Genomic DNA, 23855 nt, shown 5'->3' with positions numbered 1-23855 from the left:
GCTGCGGCGTCGGCACCCCGGCGTCGAGGAGCACTCAGGCGCCGAAGATCTCCTCCACCAGGTCCTCGTCCGAGACGTGGTCGGGGGCCTCGAACACCACGTCCGCGACACCCTTCAGGCCGATCCCCCGGTCCAGGGCGTCCATGCAGGCCCGGGCCTCCGCGTCGGTGGCGAAGTCCCACACCCGCAGCCGCCGCACCAGCACCAGCGCCTCCATCGGGCTCATCCGCGGGGTCCGGCGGCGCGGCCCCGGCCCCTTGCGGCCGGCCTGGGCCAGCTGCTGCTGGTAGCCGGCCAGGTCCTGCCAGGCCTGCACGGTGCTCGGGTGGTGCTCGCCCAGCACCCGGGCGAGGTCCGGCAGCAGCCCGTGCAGCTGGATCACCGCGCCCTGGAGGTCACCCCGGTTGGCGTGGTGCAGCGCGAGGTCGTGCCGGGCCTTCAGGACCCGCGAGTCGTACGGGCCCCAGGCGGCGTGCAGGTCGGGCAGCAGCTCGTTCATCAGCCGGACCGTGGTGACGGGCGCACCGCTCTCGCCGACGCACCAGACCAGGTGGTAGCGGGCGCCGAGGGTGTCCGGGTCGATCGGGCCGAGGGCCGCGCGCATGTCGGCCACGAGAGCGGTCAGCAGCCGGATCGCGCCGTCCAGGTCACCGGTGCGGCTGAGGTACCAGGCGAAGTCCCGCCAGGTGCACAGGGTGTCCCGGTCGCTCGGGCCGAGCGCGGTCACGCAGTCCTGGGCGACGGCCTGCAGCAGCATCGCCGACTCGCCGGCGGTCGCCGCCCGGTACGCGGCCGAGCGGCGCTCGCTCAGCGCGGCCCGTACCGACTCGGCCGGCGGCGCGGCCGTCACCGGCGGCGTGGTCAGCGGCGGCAGCACCGAGGAGACCGGGGGCGGCACCGACGGGACGACCGGCGGCACGACCGGCACGGGCACGGCGGGCGGCACCGCGGGCACGGCGGGCGGCACCGCGGGCACGACCGGCGGGGCGCTCGGCGGTGGCGGCACGGGCGGCGCCGGGCGCTCCACCACCGTCGGCACGGGCGGTGGCGCCGGCGCCGCCGCGTGGCCGCCCTGCCACCCGGCCAGCTCGGCGAGCCGCCGCTCGACCGTACGGGCGTCGGCCGGCCGGTCCGCCGGGTCCTTCGCCAGCAGCTCCGCGACCAGCCCGGCCACCTGCGGCGGCAGCCCGAACTGCGCCGGGTCCAGCGGCGGCGGCACCTCGTTGAGGTGCTGGTACATCAGCACCGGCGTCGAGTCCCCGCCGAACGGCCGCGCCCCGGTGAAGAGTTCGACCAGGACGCAGCCCAGCGCGTAGAGGTCGGCCCGCCCGTCCACCCGGCCGCCGGTCCAGCGCTCGGGTGCCATGTACGCCGGGCTGCCGACGATCGTCCCGGTGGTGGTCAGCCCGCCCGCGCCGGTGTCCAGCTGGGCGATGCCGAAGTCCAGCACCTTCAGGTGCCCGGCGTCGGTGATCATCACGTTGTCCGGCTTGATGTCCCGGTGCACCATGCCCGCGTCGTGCGCCGCCGCCAGAGCGCCGCTGATCTGCCGCCCCCAGCGCAGGCTGAGCGCCGGCCCGGGCACCCCCGCCCGCAGCACCTCGGTGAGGGTGCGGCCGGCGAGCAGCTCCATCACCAGATAGGTGACCTCCTCGCCGCCGAGCTCGCACTGCCCGAGGTCGTGCACCGTGACGATGTGCGGATGCGAGAGGTTGCCGGCCGCGCCGGCCTCCCGGACGAACCGCAGCGCGGCCTTCGCCCGGTCACCGCCGTGGTGCCCGATGACCTTGACCGCCACCGGCCGCCCCATCCGGGTGTCCCGCGCCCGCCACACCACCCCGAACCCGCCCTGCCCGAGCTTCTCCACCAGCTCGTACCGGCCGTCCAGGACGTCCCCGACTCGCACGCGCCCTCTCCCCTCCCGCCATGACGCCCAGACTCTACCGACGGCGCGCCCCCCGCGACGGGGACGGCCCTCCCCCGCCGTGCAGTCGGCCCTCCCCCTCTCGAGCAGCAGGTGGAAGGATGCACGGGTGAGCCCCGCGACGGTGCGGCGGCCCGGACCAGCAGCCCGAGGAGAGCGGCCATGGCCAAGCAGGCCCCGCAGAGCGACCCGGCCCAGGACGCCCCCGAGGTGTCCGCGCCCCAGCACGCGGCCGCCGGGCTGCCCGCCGTCGGCCACAGCCTGCGGATGGCCGCCGAGCAGATGGGCGCCCGCCGCACCCTGGCCACCCTGCTCAAGGTCAACCAGCCGAACGGCTTCGACTGCCCCGGCTGCGCCTGGCCGGAGCCCGACAGGACCCACACCGCCGAGTTCTGCGAGAACGGCGCCAAGGCCGTCGCCGAGGAGGCCACCGAGCGCCGCGTCCGCGCCGAGTTCTTCGCCGCCCACCCGGTCGCCGACCTGGCCGAGCGCTCCGGCTACTGGCTCGGCCAGCAGGGCCGGCTCACCCAGCCGATGCTGCTGGACGAGGGCGCCACCCACTACCGGCCGGTCTCCTGGGACGAGGCCTTCGCGCTGGTGGCCGAGGAACTGAAGGCCCTGGACACCCCGGACGGCGCCGCCTTCTACACCTCCGGCCGGACCAGCAACGAGGCCGCGTTCGCGTACCAGCTGTTCGCCCGCCGGCTCGGCACCAACAACCTGCCGGACTGCTCCAACATGTGCCACGAGTCCTCCGGCTCGGCGCTCACCGAGACGCTCGGCGTCGGCAAGGGCAGCGTCAGCCTGAAGGACCTCTACCAGGCCGACCTGATCATCGTGGCGGGCCAGAACCCGGGCACCAACCACCCCCGGATGCTCTCCGCGCTGGAGCGCGCCAAGCGGGCCGGCGCCACCATCGTCAGCGTCAACCCGCTGCCGGAGGCGGGCCTGGAGCGGTTCAAGAACCCGCAGCAGGCGCGCGGCCTGGTCGGCCACGGCACCAAACTGACCGACCTCTTCCTGCAGATCCGCCTCGGCGGCGACCTCGCGCTGTTCCGCGCGCTGAACCGGATCGTCCTGGAACAGGACGGCGTCGACCGCGGGTTCGTCGCCGAACACTGCCACGGCTTCGAGGAGTTCGAGGCCCAGGCCCGGACGACCGACCGCGCCGAGGTGCTCGCCGCGACCGGCCTGCCCTGGGAGCAGATCGAGGAGCTCGGCCGGCTGGTCCTGAAGTCAGAGAAGATCATCGTCTGCTGGGCGATGGGCCTCACCCAGCACAAGCACGCCGTGCCGACCATCCGCGAGGTGGTCAACTTCCTGCTGCTGCGCGGCAACGTCGGCCGCCCCGGCGCCGGGGTCTGCCCGGTGCGCGGGCACAGCAACGTCCAGGGCGACCGGACGATGGGCATCTTCGAGCGCCCCACCACCGCCTTCCTGGACGCGCTGGGCGGGGAGTTCGGCTTCGAGCCGCCGCGCGAGCACGGCCTCGACTCGGTGGACACCATCCGCGCGATGCGCGACGGCAAGGTCAAGGTCTTCTTCGCGATGGGCGGCAACTTCGTCGCGGCCACCCCGGACACCGAGGTCACCGAGACCGCGATGCGCCGCTGCCGGCTGACCGTCCACGTCTCCACCAAGCTCAACCGCTCGCACGTGGTCACCGGCGCCCGCGCCCTGATCCTGCCCACCCTGGGCCGCACCGACAAGGACGTCACCTCGCGCGGCGCCCAGTTCGTCAGCGTCGAGGACTCGATGGGCCAGGTGCACGCGTCGCGCGGCGGCCTGCGCCCGCCCGCACCCGGCCTGCTCTCCGAGACCGCGATCGTCTGCCGGCTCGCCCGCGGCGTGCTCGGGCCGCAGGACACCGTGCCGTGGGAGGACTTCGCCGAGGACTACGACACCCTGCGGGAGCGGATCGCCCGCGTCGTCCCCGGCTTCGAGGACTACAACGAGAAGGTCCGCCGCCCCGGCGGCTTCACCCTGCCGCACGGCCCCCGCGACTCCCGCACCTTCCCGACCGCGACCGGGAAGGCCAACTTCTCCGTCAACCCGCTGACCGCCCCCGAGGTCCCGCCGGGCCGGCTGCTGCTCCAGACCCTGCGCTCGCACGACCAGTACAACACCACGATCTACGGCCTCGACGACCGCTACCGCGGCATCAAGGGCGGCCGCCGGGTGGTCCTGGTCAACCCCGCGGACGCCGCCGAACTCGGGCTCGCCGACGGCCTGTACGTCGACCTGGTCGGCGAGTGGAGCGACGGCGTGGAGCGCCGCGCCCCGCACTTCCGGGTCGTCCACTACCCCGTCGCCCGCGGCGGCGCGGCGGCCTACTACCCCGAGACCAACGTCCTGGTGCCGCTCGACTCCACCGCCGACGTCAGCAACACCCCCACCTCCAAGGCCGTCGTGATCCGCTTCGCCCCCGACAGCGGCGCCTGAGGCGTCCGCCGGCTCCGGACGAACGCGAAGGCCGCCCCGCGTCCGGTGACGCGGGGCGGCCTTCGTACCGGCCTGGCGGCCGTCAGTGCGTCGGGGTGCCCAGCGGCAGCGTGGCGGTCGCGCTGCCCGGGGCCGAGGCGGTCGCCGAGCCGGTGCCGCTCGGGCCCTCCGTCGGGGTGCCCGTCCCGGTCGGGGTGGGCGTGCCGGTCCCGCTCGGGGTGCCAGGCGTCCCGGTCGGGGTCGGCGTCGGGGTGCCCGGCTCGGTCGGCGTGCCGGTCGAGGGCGCGGTCGGCGTGGCCGGGCCGGTCGGCGTACCCGCCCCGCCCGGAGTGGCCGGGCCGGTCGGCGTGCCCGGCACGACCGGCGGCGTCACCGCTCCGCCCGGGGCCGGCGGGGCCGGCACCTGGTTGGCCGGGCTCGGCGCGATCGGCGTGACGGAGTCCCAGCCCGCCGGGAGGTCCGGCACCTTCCACGCGCCGCCGGCGTCGTCCGCCGTGCCGGACGGGTCGGGCCGGACGGCCCCGAGGATCGGCATCGAGCCGATCGGCGAGATCTTGATGAACGCCCCGGGCCGCGGCGCCTGCACGATCAGCCCGCCGCCGATGTACATCCCGACGTGCGAGGCGTCCTGGAAGTAGATCACCAGGTCGCCGGGCCGCAGCTGGTTGAGCGCCACGTGCGGCAGCTGCGCCCACTGCTCCTGGCTGGTGCGCGGGATCGGCTTGCCGGCGTGCAGCCAGGCCTGCGAGGTGAGGCCGGAGCAGTCGTAGGCGCCCGGGCCGGTGCCGCCCCACAGGTACGGCTTGCCCAGCTGCGCCAGCGCGAAGGCCACGGCCCCGCGCCCCTGCAGCGAGGGCGTGCGCTCCCCCTTGCCGAGCGCCCCGGAGGCGAGGAACGCGAGCTGCGCCTCGTCCGCCTTGGCCTTCTCCAGCTGCTCCAGCTCGGCCCGCTGGGCGCCGGTCAGCGAGGAGACCAGCTGCTCGACCGAGGCGAGGTCGGCGGCCGCCTTGGCCTTGGCCGCGTCCTGCTGGGCGACCAGCGCCTGGGAGGTCTTCAGCGCCTCCTCGTTCTGCTTCTTCAGCCCGTCCAGCTCGTCCCGGTCGCTCTTCAGCTTGTCCAGGAACTCCGACTGGGAGCGGCTGGCCGAGGCCAGCAGCTCGGCGATGACGACCGCCTCGTACGGGTCCTTGGAGAGCAGCAGCTCGGCGTAGGCCGAGGCGGCCCCGTTGCGGTACTGCGCGGCGGCGAGCTGCGAGGCGATGTCGGTGCCGGCGTCGACCTGCTTCTGCTGGCGCTCCAGCCGGCCCTGGAGGTCGGTGAGCGAGGTCTGCTGCTCCGCCACCTTGGCGACGGCGCCGTTGTACTGCTCGGTGGCGGCCTCGGCGCCCTGGTAGAGCGCGTGCAGCTGGTCGAGCAGCGGGCCGAGGGTGGCCTTGGCGGCGGCGAGCGGGTCCGCGTCGGCGGCCACCTGGCCGGTGCCCGGGTCGGGTGCGGCCCAGGCGGCCTGGGCGCCCACCGGCAGTGCGAGCGCCGCGGCCGCGAGGACGGCTCCGCAGCGCAGCGCCGCCCGCACCCAGGGCCGTACGCCTGCCGTTTCCGCTCTCTGTCCCGCCCCGCCCATGGCCTGGCCCTCCCCGCCGCGCACTGCCCCTGTCCCGGGTATCCGGATCCCGCAGATCCTCCCACGGGTTACTCGTCGGAAACAGGGCGCGGGCGGACCGGGAGGTTAATTCTCGATTGATCTGTGAGACAGCTCTCAGCAAACCGGGTCGAACCGGTGCGTTCTTCGCTAAAGTCCAGCTCAGCGCGACCGAAGTCACTCCGAAGAAAGCCAATGGTCACCGCGAGTCAACCATCGGAACCCTGATTCCCGGTCCAGTTCACCTTCCGTTTACCAAGCAGACCTACGGTCGCGAGGTCATCAACGTCCGTGCGACAACTAAGACGATTGTTTGGGTATGGAACACATCTCGTTCCTGGTGGCCGTTGTGATCATCACGGCGCTCGCCTTCGACTTCACCAACGGGTTCCACGACACCGCCAACGCGGCCGCCACCGCGATCGCGACCGGGGCCCTTCGTCCGAAGGTCGCGGTCACCATCGCGGCCCTGCTCAACTTCGCGGGCGCGTTCCTGTCCGTGAAGGTCGCCACCACCATCTCCGGCGGCATCGTCAACGAGAAGGCCGGAGTCCACCCCGAGATCATCTTCGCCGCACTGGCCGGCGCGATCCTCTGGAACCTGCTGACCTGGCTGCGCGGCCTGCCGTCCAGCTCCTCGCACGCCCTGTACGGCGGCCTGATCGGCGCCACGATCGTCGGGGTCGGCATGAACGGCGTCAACTTCGACACCGTGATCACCAAGATCCTCATCCCGGCCGTCGCCTCGCCGTTCGTCGCCGGCCTGGCCTCCTGGGGCGCCACCAAGATGGCGTACCTGATCACCCGCAAGGGCAACACCGCGGCCACCGAGAAGGGCTTCAAGACCGGCCAGGTCTTCTCCTCCTCCCTGATCTCGCTCGCGCACGGCACCAACGACGCCCAGAAGACGATGGGCATCATCACCCTGACCCTGGTCTCGGTCGGCGCCCTGCCGCACGGCGCGCTGCCCCCCACCTGGGTGATCGTCTCCGCGGGCGCCGCGATCGCGCTCGGCACCTACATGGGCGGCTGGCGCATCATCCGCTCGATGGGCAAGGGCCTGGCGGACATCCGCCCGCCGCAGGGCTTCGCCTCCGAGTCGGCCGCCGCGACCGTCATCCTGACCTCCTCGCACATGGGCTTCGGCCTCTCCACCACCCAGGTCTGCTCCGGCGGCATCATGGGCGCCGGCCTCGGCGGCCCGAAGGGCGAGCTGCGCTGGAGCCTGGTCCGCCGCATGGTCTACACCTGGGGCCTGACCCTGCCGGCCGCCGCGCTGGTCTCCGGTGGCGCGGCCCTGCTGGCCGAGCAGGGCAGCTGGGGCGTCGCCCTGGTCGGCGCCGTGCTGGTGGCCGGCGCCGGCGCGATGTGGCTGATCTCCCGCCGCCAGCCGGTCGGCGCGGACAACGTCAACGACGTCGACGTCACCCCGGTCGAGGTCGCACCGGCCGGTACCGCGAACGTCCCCACCCCCGCCTCGACCACCGTCGCGGCCTGAGCGCAGGGAGCACTCACATGCACATCAAGTGGAACGCCCTGGCCCAGACCGCCGGGGTCAGCTTCGGCATCACCGTCGCCGTGGTCACCGTCTTCGCGCTCGGCATCCTGGCGCTGTCCCGCCGCGAGGCCGCGGTGAGCGCCGCCCGTGAGTGCGAGGGCGCCGCGGGGGCAGCGGGCGGCGGCAAGCTCGCCCTGACCGGCGCGTACGTCTGCTTCGCGCTCTGCGGCGGGGCCGTCCTCTACGGGCTGTCGCTGATCGCCGGCCACTGACCGCACAGCCGGACGCGGCAGAACGGGCCGGGGAGTGTCTCCACACTCCCCGGCCCGTTCGCGTATCCCGACGGCCGGTCGGTCCCGCCGGCCGGTCAGCCCTCCTGGGTGGTGGTCTTCAGCGCGGTCTCCCGGATGAACAGCACGGTGACGAAGGCCAGCGCCGCGAACGGGGCGGCCCACAGGAAGACGGTGCCGACGCCGTGGCCGAACGCGTCCGTCACCAGCGGCACGATCGGGGCCGGCAGCTTGGCCAGGTCCGGGATGCCGCCGCCGGAGGCCGCGGGCGACGCCGGGACGTGCGCCGCGGCCAGGTTCTCGGCCAGGTAGTGGCCGACCTTGTCGGACATCAGCGCGCCGAGCGCGGAGACGCCCATCGCGCCGCCCATGGTGCGGAAGAAGGTGACCACGGAGCTGGCCGCGCCGAGCTCGTGCCGGGGCACCGTGTTCTGCACCGCGAGCACAAGGTTCTGGCTGGTCAGGCCGAGGCCGACGCCGGTGATCGCCATGTAGACGGAGAGCAGCACGTAGTCGGTGTCGGCCCGGGCGGTGCCGAGCAGGCCGAAGCCGAGGGCGAGCAGCGCGGTGCCGGAGACCAGGTAGGCCTTCCACTTGCCGTACTTGGTGATCAGTCGGCCGGCCACCGCCGAGGAGACCGCCAGGCCGAGGATCATCGGCAGGGTCATCAGGCCTGCCATGGTCGGGGACTTGGCGCGGGCCAGCTGGAAGTACTGGCTGAGGAAGGTGGTCGCGCCGTACATCCCGACGCCGACCAGCACGCTGGCGACCGCGGCCAGGGTGACGGTCCGGTACCTGAAGAGGCTCGGCGGGATGATCGGCTCGGCGGCGCGGCGCTCGATCACGATGGCCAGGGCGCCCAGCAGGACGCCGCCGCCGACCATGGCCGCGGTCTGCCAGGACAGCCAGGCGTAGTTCTTGCCGGCCAGGGTGATCCAGATCATCAGCAGGCTGACCGAGGCGGTGATGACCAGCGCGCCCAGGTAGTCGATCTTCGCCTGGCGCTTGACCACCGGCAGCTTGAGGGTGCGCTGCACCACCAGGATCGCGACCAGCGCGAACGGGATGCCGACGTAGAAGCACCAGCGCCAGCCCAGCCAGGAGGTGTCCACGATGACGCCGCCGATCAGCGGCCCGCCGATGGTGGCGAGCGCGAAGACCGCGCCGAAGTAGCCGCTGTAGCGGCCGCGCTCGCGCGCCGGGACCATCGCGGCCAGGCAGATCTGGCCGAGCGCCACGACACCGCCGGCGCCGATGCCCTGGAGCGCGCGGCAGGCGATCAGTTCGCCGGTGTTCTGCGAGAGGCCGGCCAGCGCCGAGGTGCCGACGTAGATCAGCAGCGCGATCTGCAGCAGCAGCTTCTTGCTGACGAGGTCGGAGAGCTTGCCCCAGATCGGAGTGGAGGCGGTGAGGCTGAGCAGGGCCGCGGTGATCACCCAGGTGTAGGCGGACTGGCCGCCGTGCAGGTCGGCCAGGATGTGCGGCAGGGCGTTGGAGACGACGGTCGAGGAGAGCACGGCCACGAAGAGGCCGAGCAGCAGGCCGGAGAGGGCCTCCATCACCTGCCGGTGCGTCATCTGTTGACTGTCGGCCGCGGCGGCGGTTCCGCTCGCGGCCTCGGTGGTCACGGTCATCTGGATCCTTCGGCGAGGCGCGCGGGATACGCGGATCATGAAATTTCGTTGCCGTAAGCAACCATAAGACGAGATGGTTGAGTTAGGCAACTTTCTTCAAGGGGAAGTAAAGCCCGCGGGCGCGGACCCCGCTCACGCCGCCGACGACCGCCCGGTCACTCGGCCGTCGGCTCCTCCAGCACGTCGTTGAAGCGGTGCAGCAGCCCCGCGAAGCGGCTCACGTCCTCCGGCGACCAGCCGCCCATCACCTCGCGCACCCGCCGCATCCGGGCGTCGTGCGCGGCCAGGTAGCGCCGCCGCCCGTCCCCGGTGAGCGAGACCAGCGCGGACCGGCGGTCCAGCGGGTCCGTCTCCCGGGCCACCAGGCCCAGCTCCTCCAGCGTCCGGATCTGCCGGCTCACCGTCGCCTTGCCGATCGAGAAGTGCACGCCGACGTCGGTCACCCGCACCGGCCCGGCCTGCTCGATGTAGCCGAGCAGGCTGTACGCCATCCCCTCCAGTCCGGGGTGCACCCGCCGTGAGAGTTCCGCCACTCTGGCCCGGCCCCGCCGGAACATCAGCGCGACCTCGCGCTCCACCGCCACCAGGGCTTCCTCGTCGCTCACCGCGCCAGTATCGCGCAGTGGCACCGGCCACGGTCCGGCGCGGCCGGTGCGACAAGCCAACTACTTCATGGTATGAAGTATCGGTTCTGGAAGGACCGTTTTCCCCCGTTACGCAAGGAGATGTGGATGGCAGCCCCGGGGCAGGGTTTCGTCGCCGAACTGAAGAGTGCGGTCACCCCGCGCGCGGCACTGCTCGTGATCGGCGTGCTGCTGCTCCAGCTCGGCTTCATCACCTCCTACATCGGGGCGCTGCACAAGCCGACCCCGCAGAACCTCTCCATCGCGGTGGTCGCCCCGCCGCAGGTCACCCCGAAGCTGGTCGGCGCCCTGGAGTCGGTGCCGAACGACGCCGTCCGGGCCGTCACCGCGCCGGACGCCGAGACGGCGATCCAGCAGATCAAGGACCAGAAGCTCTACGCCGCGCTGGTCGTGGACCCGACCTCCACCCAGGACACCCTGCTGGTGGCCAACGCCCGCGGCACCGCCGCCGCCAAGGCCGCCGAGAGCATCACCACCGCGATCGACCAGAGCCAGGGCCGTACGGTCAAGGTCCAGGACGTGGTGCCGCTCGCCAAGGGCGACAACAACGGCCTCTCCTCCTTCTACCTGGTGATCGGCTGGTGCGTCGGCGGCTACCTGGTCGCCTCGATCCTCGGCATCAGCGCGGGCTCCAAGCCGGCCAACGTCCACCGCCTGCTGATCCGACTCGGCGTCCTCGCGGTGTACTCGATCGGGGCCGGCGCCCTCGGCACGATGATCGCCGGGCCGGTGCTGGACGCCCTGCCCGGCTCGGTCCTCGCCCTCAGCGCCATCGGCGCCCTGGTGGTGTTCACGGTCGGCGCGTTCACCATGGCCCTGCAGTGCCTGTTCGACATCCTCGGCATCGGCGTCGCGGTGCTGATCTTCGTGGTGCTCGGCAACCCCAGCGCGGGCGGGGTCTACCCGGCTCCGATGACGCCGCCGTTCTGGCGGGCGATCGGCTCCTGGCTCCCGAACGGCGCGGGCACCACCGCCACCAAGTCGATCGCCTACTTCGACTCCACCAACCTGGGGATGCCGATCCTGGTCATGGTGGTCTGGGCGCTGATCGGCATCGGCGTCGCCCTGCTGGCCGTGCTGCGCGGCCCGCGCTCCGGCGGCCGCGAGCTGGTCTCCGAGGAGACCGGGACCGAGAGCGGGACCGAGGCCGCGGCCAAGGCCTGAGCCGCCCGCCACTGATCGTCACCGAGCCCCCGGCCGCCACAGCCGGGGGCTCGCACGCGTTCCGCCCCCGTCTTCCGGGCCCCGCGTTCCCGGCCCTTGCGGTTCAGGCCCCCGTGCCCGCCCCGAGCGTTCCCGGGTCGGCCAGGACGGCCCGGACGACCCGCGCCGCCGCGCCCAGCAGCGGGCCCCGCCGGCCCAGCCGGGAGACCGTCAGCCGGTCCCCGGACCAGGGCCGCACCGCCACCCGGGCGGTCAGTTCGGCCCGCATCGCGGGCAGCAGCCAGGGCGCCAGCCGGGCGTAGCCGCCGCCCAGCACCACCTCGGCCGGATCCAGCAGGTTGACCGCGCCGGCGGCCGCGGTGCCGAGCGCCGCACCGGCCCCGGCCAGCGCCGCGAGGGCGGCCGTGTCCCCGGCCCCGGCGCGGTCGGCGAGCAGCGTCACCCAGTCGCCCCGGGCTCCGGTCAGGCCGGCGGCCCGCAGCACCGCCGCCTCGCCCGCGTACTGCTCCAGGCAGCCGCGCGCCCCGCAGGCACAGGGGGGTCCGTCCGGGTGGACCGGAACGTGGCCGAACTCGCCGGCGTAGCCGCCGGCCCCGCGCAGCAGCCGGCCGCCGACCACGATCGCCGCACCGACCCCGGCCTCGGCGGAGACGTACAGGAAGTCCTCCGGGCCCTCGCCCAGCCAGCGCTCGGCCAGTCCGCCGAGGTTGGCCTCGTTGTCCGCCTCGATCGGCAGCTCGGCCAGGCCGTCACCGACCGGGCCCGGCCCGGCCCCCCGCAGCGCCGGGCGCAGCGCGGCGGCCAGCGGGACGTCCCGCCAGCCGAGGTTGGCGGCCCGCCGGAGCACCCCGCCGGAGCCGCCGACCAGCCCGGGCACGGCCAGGGTGAGTCCGGCCGGGCGCAGCCCCGACGCGGCGACGGCCTCGTGCAGCAGGTGGGCGAGCTCGGCCATCACGGCGGCGGGCTCGCGGCCGTGGTTGGAGACCTCCCGGCGCCGCCAGGCGCGGACCTCCCCGCGCAGGTCGACCACGCAGGCGCCCAGGTGCCGCACCCCGATCTCGGCCCCGAGGCCGCCGGGCCCGGCCGGGTTGAGGCCGAGCGCGGTGCCGGGGCGGCCGACCTTGCCGCTGGGCGCGGCGGGGCCCTCCTCGACCACCAGGCCGGCGGCGATCAGCTGTTCGGCGAGGGAGGAGACGGCGGCCCTGGTCAGCCCCGTCCCGGCGGCCACCTCGGCGCGCGAGCGCGGTCCGCTCGCGATCGTGCCGAGCACCAGGGCCAGGTTGGCCCGGCGCATCCCCTGCTGGCTGGCGGGCCCGGTCCGAACGGGGTCCGGCTCCTGCACAAGGCTCACCTCGCCCCTCTACGGCACGTCCCGTGGCATCTCGGGTGCAGCGTAACCGGGTTCCGGGGGCGCCGTCGTCGGTGCCGGGACGGGCCGGCCCGGGGTCGTCCGGGCGGACGGGGCGAAGACCCACCGCCGCATCGCCCAGTAGCGGAACACCATCGCCACGAAGGTGCCGACGACGATTCCGCTGAGGAAGTCCGCGGCCTCCTGCCCGACCGGGTCGACGTACGGCTCGCGCAGGTCCAGGAGGTACCGGGAGATCGCCAGCGGTACGTCGTTGACGACGATCGCCACCGCGCTGACCAGGACGAACATCAGCGCCTCGCGCCGGCTGCCGGCGGCCCGGAAGGCCCAGCGGCGGTTCAGCACGTACGAGACGACGGTGCCGATCACGGTCGCGACGGTCAGCGCGACCACCGGCTTGTGCTGCAGCACGGTGAGCTTGAGCTCCAGGTTGATCACCGTGGTGAGCAGGAAGCAGCCGCTCCCGACCAGCAGGAACTTCACCAGCCGGCGGTGCCGCACCACGAAGGGGCGCAGCCGGTCGGGCACCCGGGCCAGGGCGCGCTGCGTGGGTGACGGCATCTCCGCAGTCTCGCACGCGGGGATGCCGTCGGCCCGTCAGATCGCCGCCGTCCGCCCGGGCCCGCGCCGGATGCCCGGGCCGCCACCGCGGCGGCCCGGGCTCCCGGTCAGGCGGCCACCAGCACCGCGGCCCCGGCCGGCTCCAGCGCCAGCTCCAGCACCTCCCGCACGTCCGCCACCGGGTGGACGGCGAGCCGCTCCAGCACCTCGGCCGGGACGTCGTCCAGGTCGGCCTCGTTGCGCCTGGGGATGATCACCGTGGTGATCCCGGCCCGGTCGGCGGCCAGCAGCTTCTGCTTCAGCCCGCCGATCGGCAGCACCCGCCCGGTCAGCGACACCTCGCCGGTCATCGCCACGTCGGTGCGCACCTTGCGGCCGGAGAGCAGCGAGGCCAGCGCCGTGGTCATGGTGATGCCGGCGCTCGGCCCGTCCTTGGGAATGGCCCCGGCCGGGATGTGCAGGTGCACGCCGCGGTCGCGCAGCGAGGTGACCGGCAGCTCCAGCTCGGCGCCTCGCGAGCGCAGGTAGGAAAGCGCGATGTGCGCGGACTCCTTCATCACGTCGCCCAGCTGCCCGGTGAGGGTCAGCCCGGTGCCGCCGGTCTCGGCGTCGGCCAGCGAGGCCTCGATGTAGAGGACGTCGCCGCCGGCGCCCGTCACCGCGAGGCCGGTGGCCACGCCGGGGACGGCGGTGCGGCGCTCGGCCGGCTCCTGGGCGGACTCCGGCACGTGGTGCGGCCGGCCGATCAGGGCGCGCAGGTCCTGCGCGCCGACGGAGGCGGGCAGCTCGCGCTCGCCCAGCTCGGCCTGCGCGGCGATCTTGCGCAGCACCCGGGCGATCGAGCGCTCCAGGTTCCGGACGCCTGCCTCCCTGGTGTACTCCCCGGCGAGCCCGCGCAGCGCCGACTCGTCCACGGTGACCTGCTCGCCGTTCAGACCGGCCCGCTCCAGCTGGCGCGGGAGCAGGTGGTCCCGGGCGATGACGATCTTCTCGTCCTCGGTGTAGCCGTCCAGCCGGACCAGCTCCATCCGGTCGAGCAGCGGCTCGGGGATGGCCTCCAGCACGTTGGCGGTGGCGAGGAAGACGACGTCGGAGAGGTCGAGCTCGACCTCCAGGTAGTGGTCCCTGAAGGTGTGGTTCTGTGCCGGGTCCAGCACCTCCAGCAGGGCGGCCGCCGGGTCTCCCCGGTGGTCGGAGCCGACCTTGTCGATCTCGTCCAGCAGGACGACCGGGTTCATCGAGCCGGCCTCCTTGATCGCCCGCACCAGTCGGCCGGCCTGCGCGCCGACGTAGGTGCGCCGGTGGCCACGGATCTCCGCCTCGTCCCGGACGCCGCCGAGCGCGACCCGGACGAAGGAGCGGCCCATGGCGCGGGCCACCGACTCGCCGAGCGAGGTCTTGCCGACGCCGGGCGGGCCGACCAGGGCCAGCACCGCGCCTCCTCCCGCCCGCCGCCCACCGCCGCCCTTCTTGGGAACGGCTTCGCCCCGAACGTCCTTGATGCCGCCGACCGGCCCGAGCCCCTGGTCGGCCCGGCGCTTGCGGACGGCCAGGTACTCGACGATCCGGTCCTTCACGTCGGCCAGGCCGGCGTGGTCGGCGTCCAGCACCGCGCGGGCGCCGGCGATGTCGTACGCGTCCTCGGTGCGCTCGTTCCAGGGCAGCTCCAGGACGGTGTCCAGCCAGGTGCGGATCCAGGAGCCCTCGGGTGACTGGTCGGAGGCGCGCTCCAGCTTGTCGACCTCCTTGAGCGCGGCCTCGCGGACCTTCTCGGGGAGGTCGGCGGCCTCGACCCGGGCGCGGTAGTCGCCCTCCTCGTCGGCGGCCTCGCCGTTCAGCTCGGCCAGTTCCTTGCGGACGGCCTCCAGCTGGCGGCGGAGCAGGAACTCCTTCTGCTGCTTGGCCACGCCCTCCTCGACGTCCTTGCGGATGGTGTCGTTGACCTCCTCCTCGGCGAGGTGGTCGCGCAGCAGGGTGAGCGCGTACTCCAGACGGGCGACCTGGTCGGCCTCCAGCAGCACCTTGAGCTTCTGCTCGGCGGTGGCGAAGGGCGCGTAGCCGATGTTGTCGGCGAGCTCGCCGACGCCCTCGATCCGGTCGACCCGGTCGACGATCTGCCAGGCGCCGCGCTTGCGCAGCCACTGGGTGGACAGCGCCTTGTACTCCCTGACCAGCTCGGCGGTCCGGCCGGCCACCGGGGTGCCCACCGAGGACTCCCGGAACGGCGTGGTCTCCACCCAGAGGGCGGCGCCGGGGCCCGTGGTGCCGACCCCGATCCGGAGCCGGCGCACGGCGCGCACCAGCGCGGCCGACTGCAACAACGTGTTGGGGCCGTCGGCCAGCCGGCCGACCTGCTCCACGGTGGCCAGCGTGCCGACCGCCGCGTACGAGCCGTCCACCCGCGGGACCAGCAGGACCTGCGGCTTGCCGGTGGCGGCGGCCCGGGCGGCCTCGACCGCGGCGCGCACCTCGGTGTCCTTCAGGTCCAGCGGGACCACCATGCCCGGCAGGACGACCTCGTCGTCGAGCGGCAGCACGGGCAGGGTGAGCGGTGTGGACGTCGATGCCATGATCTCTCCCCAGTCAGCGAACTTGAGTCGACCTGACTAAGGCCTGGCGGTCGCCGGATGTTCCCGACGGCCTGTTCGCCGCGAGCGAACGGGATTCGGTGCGGAAGGCCCTTCCCGTGACCGCGTCAAAAGGAGGCCGAGGGCTCCTGGGGAAGCCCTGACAGCCGAGCGCCCGACCCCGGGTGAACCCCGACCGGGCGACGGCGTCAACGCACTGCCCGCACCCGGGCCGGCGCACCGCCGGAGGCCGTCGCGGCGACCGGACGCGGCCTGGACGGGCGCCGCTCGACCCGGCGCAGCCAGCGCCACAGCGCGACCCCGGTCAGCACCGCGGCCGGGTGCCCCACCCCGGTGACCACGTCCCGGTCGGAGGCGATCTGCTCGGCGATCATCAGCCCGGCACCGCCCAGCGCCAGCAGCCGCCCGCGCCAGGAGAGCAGCCCTGCCACCGCGCCCAGGCAGGCGAGCACGCCGTAGCTGACCCCGATGTCCAGGTGGTCCATCGCCTCGGGCGCCATCCGCCCGGTCTCCACCGCGGTGATCACCACGCCCTGGGAGAGCAGCGTCGCGGCGACGTGCCCGGCCGCGAACACCGCCGCCGCCCGGGCCGGACCGACCCTGCGCTCCAGCGGCGCGAGGGTGAGGGCGAATCCCCACAGGTACGGCATCCACACCTCGCCGGCCACCCAGAATCCGCTCAGCACAAGAGCGCGCAAAGGGTGCTGGAGCAGGTTGTGCCCGTCCGAACTGGAGGCTTCCTGCAGACGCTGGACGAGTTCAGGATCGGCGAGCCCGGCGAAGGTCGTGGTGGCTCCCACGACGGCGAGGTATCCGATGGTGAAGGGCGTTCTCCGGGGTGTCGGCACCCGTTCCATCAGCCATTCCACGACGCCGGCGCGCAGCCCCAGGCGGAGCATTCCGTACGGCGCCCGCGCGGCCCCGAACCCCTCGGCGCCCCGCCCGAGTCCCGCCATGCCGCCTCCGCTCCACGCCGCAGCCACCGACTCCTCGTCAGGTGCCCAACGTACCGGCGCGCGCCGCGGATTCCGCCCGGTCGGGCCTTGTCGTGGCCACGGTACGTCGAGGTTCTGGGAGACACCTGGGAAAAGCCCGTGAAGACCGTCGCCGCGGCGGACCGCCGGATTCCCGATATTGGTCCAGACCTTCTCCCCCTCGATGGAGGCGCAGGGCCTCTGACCGGCGCCTCGGCGTCAACTGGACTGCATACGTACCGTTACGCAGAGAAAATTCGCCGGGTAAGGTATCGGCCCGTGCCCACTCGTGCAGTGGGTCCGAGGGCGGCCCGAGAGCCGGCCCACGGGCCGGAAACGTCCGGTCCACCTGCCGGGAAGCATCCGCTGTCCGTACGCTGCGAAGTGCGCGGGAGAAGTGGGCGGCCGACCATCCGTCCCCGTCTCCCGATCGCGCGGCGGGACGGCGGACCCGGCACAGTCCACGACGGAACAAGACTACGAGCGGAGCCCCGCCATCCCCACGGGTGGCCGGCCCGCAGCCCTGGGGGCGGTGGCGTGACCGTGACAGAAATCCAGCAGGACAACCAGCACACCGGTGGCACTGTGAGCAGCCAGCGCAGAGTACTGGTGGTGGAGGACGAGCCCACGATCGCCGAGTCGATCGCCGCCCGGCTGGGCGCCGAGGGCTTCAAGGTCGCCGTGGCCCACGACGGCCCCGGCGCGGTCGACGGCTTCCACACCTGGCAGCCGGACCTGGTCGTCCTCGACATCATGCTGCCCGGCTTCGACGGGCTGGAGGTGTGCCGCCGGATCCAGGCCCAGCGCCCGGTGCCCGTCCTGATGCTGACCGCCCGCGACGACGAGACGGACCTGCTGGTCGGCCTCGGCGTGGGCGCGGACGACTACATGACCAAGCCGTTCTCGATGCGCGAACTGGCCGCCCGCGTCAACGTCCTGCTGCGCCGCGTGGAGCGCGCCCAGCAGGCCGCCCGCACGCCCGCCCTGGGCAGCCTGCGGTTCGGCGAGCTGGAGATCGACCACGTGCAGCGCCGGGTCCGGCTGGCCTCGGGCGACGTCCACCTGACGCCGACCGAGTTCGACCTGCTCGCCTGCCTGGCCGCCCAGCCGCGCGCCGTGCTCACCCGCGAGCAGCTGCTGGCCGAGGTCTGGGACTGGACCGACGCCTCCGGCACCCGCACCGTCGACAGCCACGTCAAGGCGCTGCGCCGGAAGATCGGCGCCAGCTGGATCCGCACCGTCCACGGCGTCGGCTACGCGCTGGAGGCCCCGCTCTCCTAGCGTTCGCCTCACGGGCGACGGGCCACCGGGGGGCCCGTGTCCGGACGACGCCGTGCCACCACGCGGGGACAACGCGGGACCACAGGGGACAATGACCTTTCCACAGCAACGCAACGGGGAATCCGACGGCACGCGGCAGCAGAACCTGGCCGCCCGCGCCGCCCGCCGGGTCTGGGCCGACATCCGGCCGCTCGACCCGGTCCGCTCGATCAAGGGCAAACTCGCCCTGCTCGTGATCGTCTCCGTGTTCCTGGCCACCGGGATGGTGGTCGTGGCGATCCGGTCCGAGACCCAGATCCGGATCATCGTGGTCTTCTCCATGATCGCCTCGCTGCTCTTCATGCAGTTCCTCGCGCACGGGCTGACCGCCCCCCTGCGCGAGATGACGGCCGCCGCCCGCGCGATGGCCTCCGGCGACTACAGCCGCCGGGTCGAGGCGAGCTCACGCGACGAGATCGGCGAGCTGGCGGCCGCCTTCAACGCCATGGCCGCCGACCTCCAGGCCGCCGACCGGCACCGCCGCGAGCTGGTCGCCAACGTCTCGCACGAGCTGCGCACGCCGATCGCCGCGCTGCGCGCCGTCCTGGAGAACGTGGTGGACGGCGTCGTCCAGCCCAATCCGGCCACCCTGGAGGCGGCGCTGGAGCAGACCGAGCGGCTCGGCCGGCTGGTCACCCACCTGCTCGACCTCTCGAAGATCGACGACGGCGTGGTCGACCTGGACGCCCGCCCCTTCGAGGTGCGCGAGTTCCTGGACGGCGTGCTGCGCGGGGTCACCGTGGACGGCGCGACGGCCGGCGGCGCCTTCTCCCGGCGCGGGGACGTCCGGCTGGCCCTGGAGGTCAGCCCGACCGGCCTGACCGGCGTGGCGGACCCCGAACGGCTGCACCAGGTGGTCGCCAACCTGGTCGACAACGCCTGCAAGCACTCCCCGCCCGGCGGCACCGTGACGGTGCGGGCGAGACCGGAGGGCGGGCCGGGCGGCCTGCTGCTGGAGGTCGAGGACGAGGGCCCCGGCATCCCGCCGGCCGACCGCACCCGGGTCTTCGAGCGGTTCGGCCGCAGCGGCACCGCCACCGCCGCCGGGCCGGGCGCGGACGGCGGCACCGGGCTGGGCCTGGCCATCGCCCGCTGGGCGGTGGACCTGCACGGCGGGCGGATCGCGGTGGCCGAGTCCCCGCGCGGCTGCCGGATCGAGGTCCGGCTGCCCGGGCAGCGCCAGGGTGACGGTCGGGACATTTGTCACAGATCCGACACAGACGCATGCGAAGATCGTTAAAGGATTCGACCGAGTTTTTGTCCGGTTTGGTCCGGGTATGGGCCCTGTTCGGCGCCGACCGCTTCCCCTCAGATGCGGCTTCCTAACGCACTTTTTCAGCCAAAGTGCAGGTCAACACTGTGATCTGGGCGACGCCTGGGCCTCGGGGACTGCGCGATCACTGGTCAGGGGCGTAGCCTTAATCCCCGCTGTCCAAACATCCCAAAAGGAAGCGGAAGAGGGCGGTTGCCGCCGTGTCGCCACAGTCCCCTGAAACCCCCAACAGCTCGGCAAGTTCCACTGGCTTCGGCCCCAATGAGTGGCTCGTCGACGAGATCTACCAGCAGTACCTCCAGGACCCGAACTCGGTCGACCGAGCCTGGTGGGACTTTTTCGCCGACTACAAGCCCGGTACCGAGGTGACCCCAGTGACCCAGGCCGCGACCCAGGCCGGCTCCGCGCCGACCCCTGCCGCTGCCCCCGCGCCCGCCGCTGCTGCTGCTCCGGCCGCGCCCGCCGCCCCGGCTGCTCCGGCCGCCCCGGCTCCGCTCGCCGCCGCGCCCGCCGCGCCCCCGGCCCCCAAGGCCGCCGCCCCGGCGCCGGCCGCGCCCGCCGCCGCCACCGGCCCCGAGCTGATCCAGCTGCGCGGCCCGGCGAAGGCCGTCGCCACCAACATGGACGCCTCGCTGGAGGTGCCGACCGCGACCTCGGTCCGCGCCGTCCCGGCGAAGCTGTTGATCGACAACCGCATCGTCATCAACAACCACCTGCAGCGCGCCCGCGGCGGCAAGGTCTCCTTCACCCACCTGATCGGTTACGCCCTGGTCCAGGCCATCAAGGCCGCCCCGGGCATGAACCACAGCTACAAGGTGGAGGACGGCAAGGCCTTCCTGGTCAAGCCGGAGCACGTCAACCTCGGCCTGGCCATCGACCTGGTCAAGCCGAACGGCGACCGCCAGCTGGTCGTCGCGGCCATCAAGAAGGCCGAGACGCTCGACTTCTTCGGCTTCTGGCAGGCCTACGAGGACATCGTCCGCCGGGCCCGCGCCAACAAGCTGACCATGGACGACTTCACCGGCGTCACGGTCTCGCTGACCAACCCCGGCGGCATCGGCACCGTGCACTCCGTGCCGCGCCTGATGCAGAACCAGGGCACCATCGTCGGCGTCGGCGCCATGGAGTACCCGGCCGAGTTCCAGGGCTCCGCCCCGGAGACCCTGGCCCGCCTGGGCGTCTCCAAGATCATGACGCTGACCTCGACCTACGACCACCGCGTCATCCAGGGCGCGGCGTCGGGCGAGTTCCTGCGCGAGATCCACCGCCTGCTGCTCGGCGAGAACGGCTTCTACGACGAGATCTTCGAGTCGCTGCGGATCCCGTACGAGCCGGTCCGCTGGGCCACCGACGTCGCCACCACCCATGACGACGAGGTCAACAAGACCGCCCGCGTCATGGAGCTGATCCACTCCTACCGGGTCCGCGGCCACCTGATGGCCGACACCGACCCGCTGGAGTACAAGCAGCGCAAGCACCCCGACCTGGACGTCACCACCCACGGCCTCACCCTGTGGGACTTGGAGCGCGAGTTCGCGGTCGGCGGCTTCGGCGGCCAGAAGATGATGAAGCTCCGCGACATCCTCGGCCTGCTGCGCAACACGTACTGCCGCACCGTCGGCGTCGAGTACATGCACATCCAGGACCCGAAGCAGCGCCAGTGGCTGCAGGAGCGCCTGGAGAAGCCGTACACCAAGCCGGAGCGCGAGGAGCAGCTGCGGATCCTCCGCCGCCTGAACTCGGCCGAGGCCTTCGAGACCTTCCTGCAGACCAAGTACGTCGGGCAGAAGCGCTTCTCGCTGGAGGGCGGCGAGTCGCTCATCCCGCTGCTGGACGCCACGATCGACGCCGCCGCCGAGCACCGCCTCGACGAGGTCGTCATCGGCATGGCCCACCGCGGCCGCCTGAACGTGCTGGCCAACATCGTCGGCAAGCCGTACGGCAAGATCTTCGGCGAGTTCGAGGGCAACCTCGACCCGAAGTCGATGCACGGCTCCGGCGACGTCAAGTACCACCTCGGCTCCGAGGGCACCTTCACCGGCCTGGACGGCGAGACCATCAAGGTCTCGCTCGCCGCGAACCCCTCCCACCTGGAGGCCGTGGACCCGGTCCTCGAGGGCATCGCCCGCGCCAAGCAGGACATCCTGGACCAGGGCGGCACCACCTTCCCGGTGCTGCCGATCCAGATCCACGGTGACGCGGCCTTCGCCGGCCAGGGCGTCGTCGCGGAGACCCTGAACATGTCGCAGCTGCGCGGCTACCGCACCGGCGGCACCGTGCACATGGTGGTCAACAACCAGGTCGGCTTCACCGCCGCCCCCGCCAGCAGCCGCTCCTCGATGTACTCCACCGACGTGGCGCGCATGATCGAGGCCCCGATCTTCCACGTGAACGGCGACGACCCGGAGGCCGTGGTCCGCGTCGCGCGGCTCGCCTTCGAGTTCCGCCAGGCGTTCCACAAGGACGTCGTGATCGACCTCATCTGCTACCGCCGCCGCGGTCACAACGAGGCCGACAACCCGTCGTTCACCCAGCCGCTGATGTACGACCTGATCGACAAGAAGCGCTCGGTGCGCAAGCTGTACACCGAGGGCCTGATCGGTCGCGGCGACATCACCATGGAAGAGGCGGAGCAGGCGCTCCAGGACTTCCAGGGCCAGCTGGAGAAGGTCTTCGCCGAGGTCCGCGACGCGGCCCAGGCGCCGGCCGCCGCTACCGCCGGCAAGCCGGTCGCCGACTTCCCGGTCTCCATCCAGACCGGCATCTCCCAGGAGATGGTCAAGCGGATCGCCGCCTCGCAGGTCAACCTGCCGGACTGGCTGACCGTCCACCCGCGCCTGATGCCGCAGCTGCAGCGCCGCGCCGCCTCGGTCGAGGACAACACCATCGACTGGGCGATGGGCGAGACCCTCGCCATCGGCTCGCTGCTGATGGAGGGCCACCCGGTCCGCCTGGCCGGCCAGGACAGCCGCCGCGGCACCTTCGGCCAGCGGCACGCCGTCCTGATCGACCGCAAGACCGGCGAGGACTACACCCCGCTGCAGTACCTCACCGAGGACCAGGCCCGCTACACCGTCTACGACAGCCTGCTGTCGGAGTACGCGGCCATGGGCTTCGAGTACGGCTACTCGCTGACCCGCCCGAACGCGCTGGTCATGTGGGAGGCGCAGTTCGGCGACTTCGTCAACGGCGCGCAGACCGTGGTGGACGAGTACATCGCCTCCGCCGAGCAGAAGTGGGGCCAGCACTCCGGCGTCACCCTGCTGCTGCCGCACGGCTACGAGGGCCAGGGCCCGGACCACTCGTCCGCCCGCCCGGAGCGCTTCCTCCAGCTGTGCGCGCAGAACAACATGACGGTCGCCATGCCGACCCTGCCGTCGAACTACTTCCACCTGCTGCGCTGGCAGGCGCACAACCCGCACCACAAGCCGCTGGTCGTCTTCACCCCGAAGTCGATGCTGCGCCTGAAGGCCGCGGCGAGTGCGACCGAGGAGTTCCTGTCCGGCTCGTTCCGCCCGGTCATCGGCGACAACACCGTCGACCCGGCGCAGGTCCGCAAGGTGGTCATCACCGCCGGCAAGTTCTACTACGACCTGGAGGCGGCCCGCACCGAGCGCGGCGTCACCGACACCGCGATCGTCCGGGTCGAGCGGCTCTACCCGCTGCCGGTGGCCGAGCTCCAGGAGGAGCTGGCCCGCTACGGCGACGACGTCCAGTTCGTCTGGGCGCAGGAGGAGCCGGCCAACCAGGGTGCCTGGCCGTTCATCGCGATGAACCTGGTCGACCACCTGCAGGTCGTCATCGGCCGCAGCGGCGGCGACGCCCGTCTGCGCCGCGTCGCCCGCACCGCGGCCTCGTCCCCGGCGGTCGGCTCGGCCAAGCGGCACGCCGCCGAGCAGCAGGCCCTGGTCGAGGAGGTCTTCGCGCTCTGACGCGCTGAAGCCCGCACTCTCCACGCCCGCGGCCCCGTCCTCCCACCGGAGGGCGGGGCCGCGGGCGTTCCCGCGCGCCGGTCGGGCGCTCCCGTCCGCCCGTCAGGGGTCCGTGTGCGCTGACCTTTTGGTCCCAGCTCTGCAACCAAAGCGGAACCGCGGTGCGCGAGCTCCTGACGGGTCGGTAGGTTATGCCTCGCCGTCCGGCGGCCCCGGTGCCCGTCCACGCGCCCGACCGCCACGGCCGTACCGCCTCACCGCTCTCCCAGGGGGACCACCACATGACCGCCGACACGCCTCGGGACGCCGGAAAGCTCCCACCGGTCTTCCAGCCGCTCCTCCCGGACGACCCGCGGGAGGTCGGCGGCTACCGGCTGTTCGCCCGGCTGGGCGCCGGCGGCATGGGCCGGGTCTACCTGTCGTACACCCCGGGCGGGCGCCCGGTGGCGCTCAAGGTGGTGCGCCCGGAGTTCGCCGAGGACGGCGAGTTCCGCCGCCGCTTCGCCCAGGAGGTCAGCAACGCCCAGCGCATCCACGGGCTCTACACCGCGCAGGTGATCGACTCCGGCGGCCTGGACGGCGACGCCCCCTGGCTGGTCACCG

At 73.1% G+C, this 23855-nt stretch carries 15 protein-coding genes and 1 pseudogene; 8 read left to right on the top strand and 8 right to left on the bottom strand.

Translation table 11 applies throughout. The features are described 5' to 3' along the window. Window positions 1-34 precede the first annotated feature (34 nt). Entirely contained in the window at window positions 35-1906 is a 1872-nt protein-coding gene (locus ACWDBB_RS24000; RefSeq protein ID WP_449791562.1) for a protein kinase domain-containing protein, read from the bottom strand. A gap of 180 nt (window positions 1907-2086) precedes the next feature. On the opposite strand from ACWDBB_RS24000, the gene ACWDBB_RS23995 reads away from it, so the two are divergent. Continuing rightward, window positions 2087-4366: an FdhF/YdeP family oxidoreductase gene (locus ACWDBB_RS23995; RefSeq protein WP_449791561.1), complete on the top strand. Its 2280-nt coding sequence runs from the start codon at window positions 2087-2089 to the stop codon at window positions 4364-4366. An 82-nt stretch (window positions 4367-4448) separates the two neighbouring features. Here ACWDBB_RS23995 and ACWDBB_RS23990 read toward each other — a convergent pair whose 3' ends face one another. Next, window positions 4449-5987 carry an NlpC/P60 family protein gene (locus ACWDBB_RS23990; protein ID WP_449791560.1) on the bottom strand — a complete coding sequence of 513 codons (1539 nt, stop codon included), beginning with the start codon at window positions 5985-5987 and terminating at the stop codon, window positions 4449-4451. Between the two features lie 337 nt (window positions 5988-6324). Between ACWDBB_RS23990 and ACWDBB_RS23985 the strand changes: the two genes are divergently transcribed. Continuing rightward, entirely contained in the window at window positions 6325-7503 is a 1179-nt protein-coding gene (locus ACWDBB_RS23985) for an anion permease (protein WP_449791559.1), read from the top strand. 17 nt (window positions 7504-7520) lie between these two features. Beyond that, window positions 7521-7775, top strand: a complete 255-nt coding sequence (locus ACWDBB_RS23980; RefSeq protein WP_449791558.1) for a hypothetical protein — start codon at window positions 7521-7523, stop codon at window positions 7773-7775. 95 nt (window positions 7776-7870) lie between these two features. On the opposite strand, the gene ACWDBB_RS23975 is transcribed toward ACWDBB_RS23980, so the two are convergent. Both ACWDBB_RS23975 and ACWDBB_RS23970 read right to left on the bottom strand, forming a co-directional pair. Beyond that, window positions 7871-9427, bottom strand: coding sequence for an MDR family MFS transporter (locus ACWDBB_RS23975; protein WP_449791557.1), 1557 nt, complete (start codon window positions 9425-9427; stop codon window positions 7871-7873). A 155-nt stretch (window positions 9428-9582) separates the two neighbouring features. Continuing rightward, the gene (locus ACWDBB_RS23970) at window positions 9583-10032 is read right to left on the bottom strand and encodes a MarR family winged helix-turn-helix transcriptional regulator (RefSeq protein ID WP_449791556.1); all 450 of its coding nucleotides are present in this window, start codon (window positions 10030-10032) and stop codon (window positions 9583-9585) included. Between the two features lie 126 nt (window positions 10033-10158). On the opposite strand from ACWDBB_RS23970, the gene ACWDBB_RS23965 reads away from it, so the two are divergent. Next, window positions 10159-11235 (top strand): ABC transporter permease, encoded by a 1077-nt coding sequence (locus tag ACWDBB_RS23965; RefSeq protein WP_449791555.1) that lies wholly within the window; start codon window positions 10159-10161, stop codon window positions 11233-11235. Between the two features lie 103 nt (window positions 11236-11338). Here the strand turns inward: ACWDBB_RS23965 and ACWDBB_RS23960 are convergent, their stop codons facing one another. The 4 genes from ACWDBB_RS23960 to ACWDBB_RS23945 form a co-directional block, all read right to left on the bottom strand. Beyond that, window positions 11339-12529: an ROK family transcriptional regulator gene (locus ACWDBB_RS23960; RefSeq protein WP_449791603.1), complete on the bottom strand. Its 1191-nt coding sequence runs from the start codon at window positions 12527-12529 to the stop codon at window positions 11339-11341. A 66-nt stretch (window positions 12530-12595) separates the two neighbouring features. Then, on the bottom strand, window positions 12596-13165 hold the full coding sequence (locus tag ACWDBB_RS23955) for a GtrA family protein (protein WP_449791554.1): 570 nt from the start codon (window positions 13163-13165) through the stop codon (window positions 12596-12598). A gap of 107 nt (window positions 13166-13272) precedes the next feature. Beyond that, on the bottom strand, window positions 13273-15735 hold the full coding sequence (gene lon / locus ACWDBB_RS23950) for an endopeptidase La (RefSeq protein ID WP_449791553.1): 2463 nt from the start codon (window positions 15733-15735) through the stop codon (window positions 13273-13275). Window positions 15736-15941: 206 nt separating this feature from the next. Beyond that, window positions 15942-16709 (bottom strand): rhomboid-like protein, encoded by a 768-nt coding sequence (locus ACWDBB_RS23945; RefSeq protein WP_449791552.1) that lies wholly within the window; start codon window positions 16707-16709, stop codon window positions 15942-15944. A 561-nt stretch (window positions 16710-17270) separates the two neighbouring features. On the opposite strand from ACWDBB_RS23945, the gene ACWDBB_RS23940 reads away from it, so the two are divergent. The 4 genes and pseudogenes from ACWDBB_RS23940 to ACWDBB_RS23925 form a co-directional block, all read left to right on the top strand. Next, window positions 17271-18008, top strand: coding sequence for a response regulator transcription factor (locus ACWDBB_RS23940; RefSeq protein WP_392874216.1), 738 nt, complete (start codon window positions 17271-17273; stop codon window positions 18006-18008). A gap of 91 nt (window positions 18009-18099) precedes the next feature. Beyond that, on the top strand, window positions 18100-19287 hold the full coding sequence (locus ACWDBB_RS23935) for a sensor histidine kinase (RefSeq protein WP_449791551.1): 1188 nt from the start codon (window positions 18100-18102) through the stop codon (window positions 19285-19287). A 233-nt stretch (window positions 19288-19520) separates the two neighbouring features. Continuing rightward, window positions 19521-23252, top strand: coding sequence for a multifunctional oxoglutarate decarboxylase/oxoglutarate dehydrogenase thiamine pyrophosphate-binding subunit/dihydrolipoyllysine-residue succinyltransferase subunit (locus ACWDBB_RS23930; protein WP_449791550.1), 3732 nt, complete (start codon window positions 19521-19523; stop codon window positions 23250-23252). 281 nt (window positions 23253-23533) lie between these two features. Next, window positions 23534-23855, top strand: a pseudogene (locus ACWDBB_RS23925) (serine/threonine protein kinase); the annotation flags it as partial.

This window comes from Kitasatospora sp. NPDC001095 (genome assembly GCF_053598615.1).
This window is presented reverse-complemented; position numbering and strand designations above follow the sequence as displayed.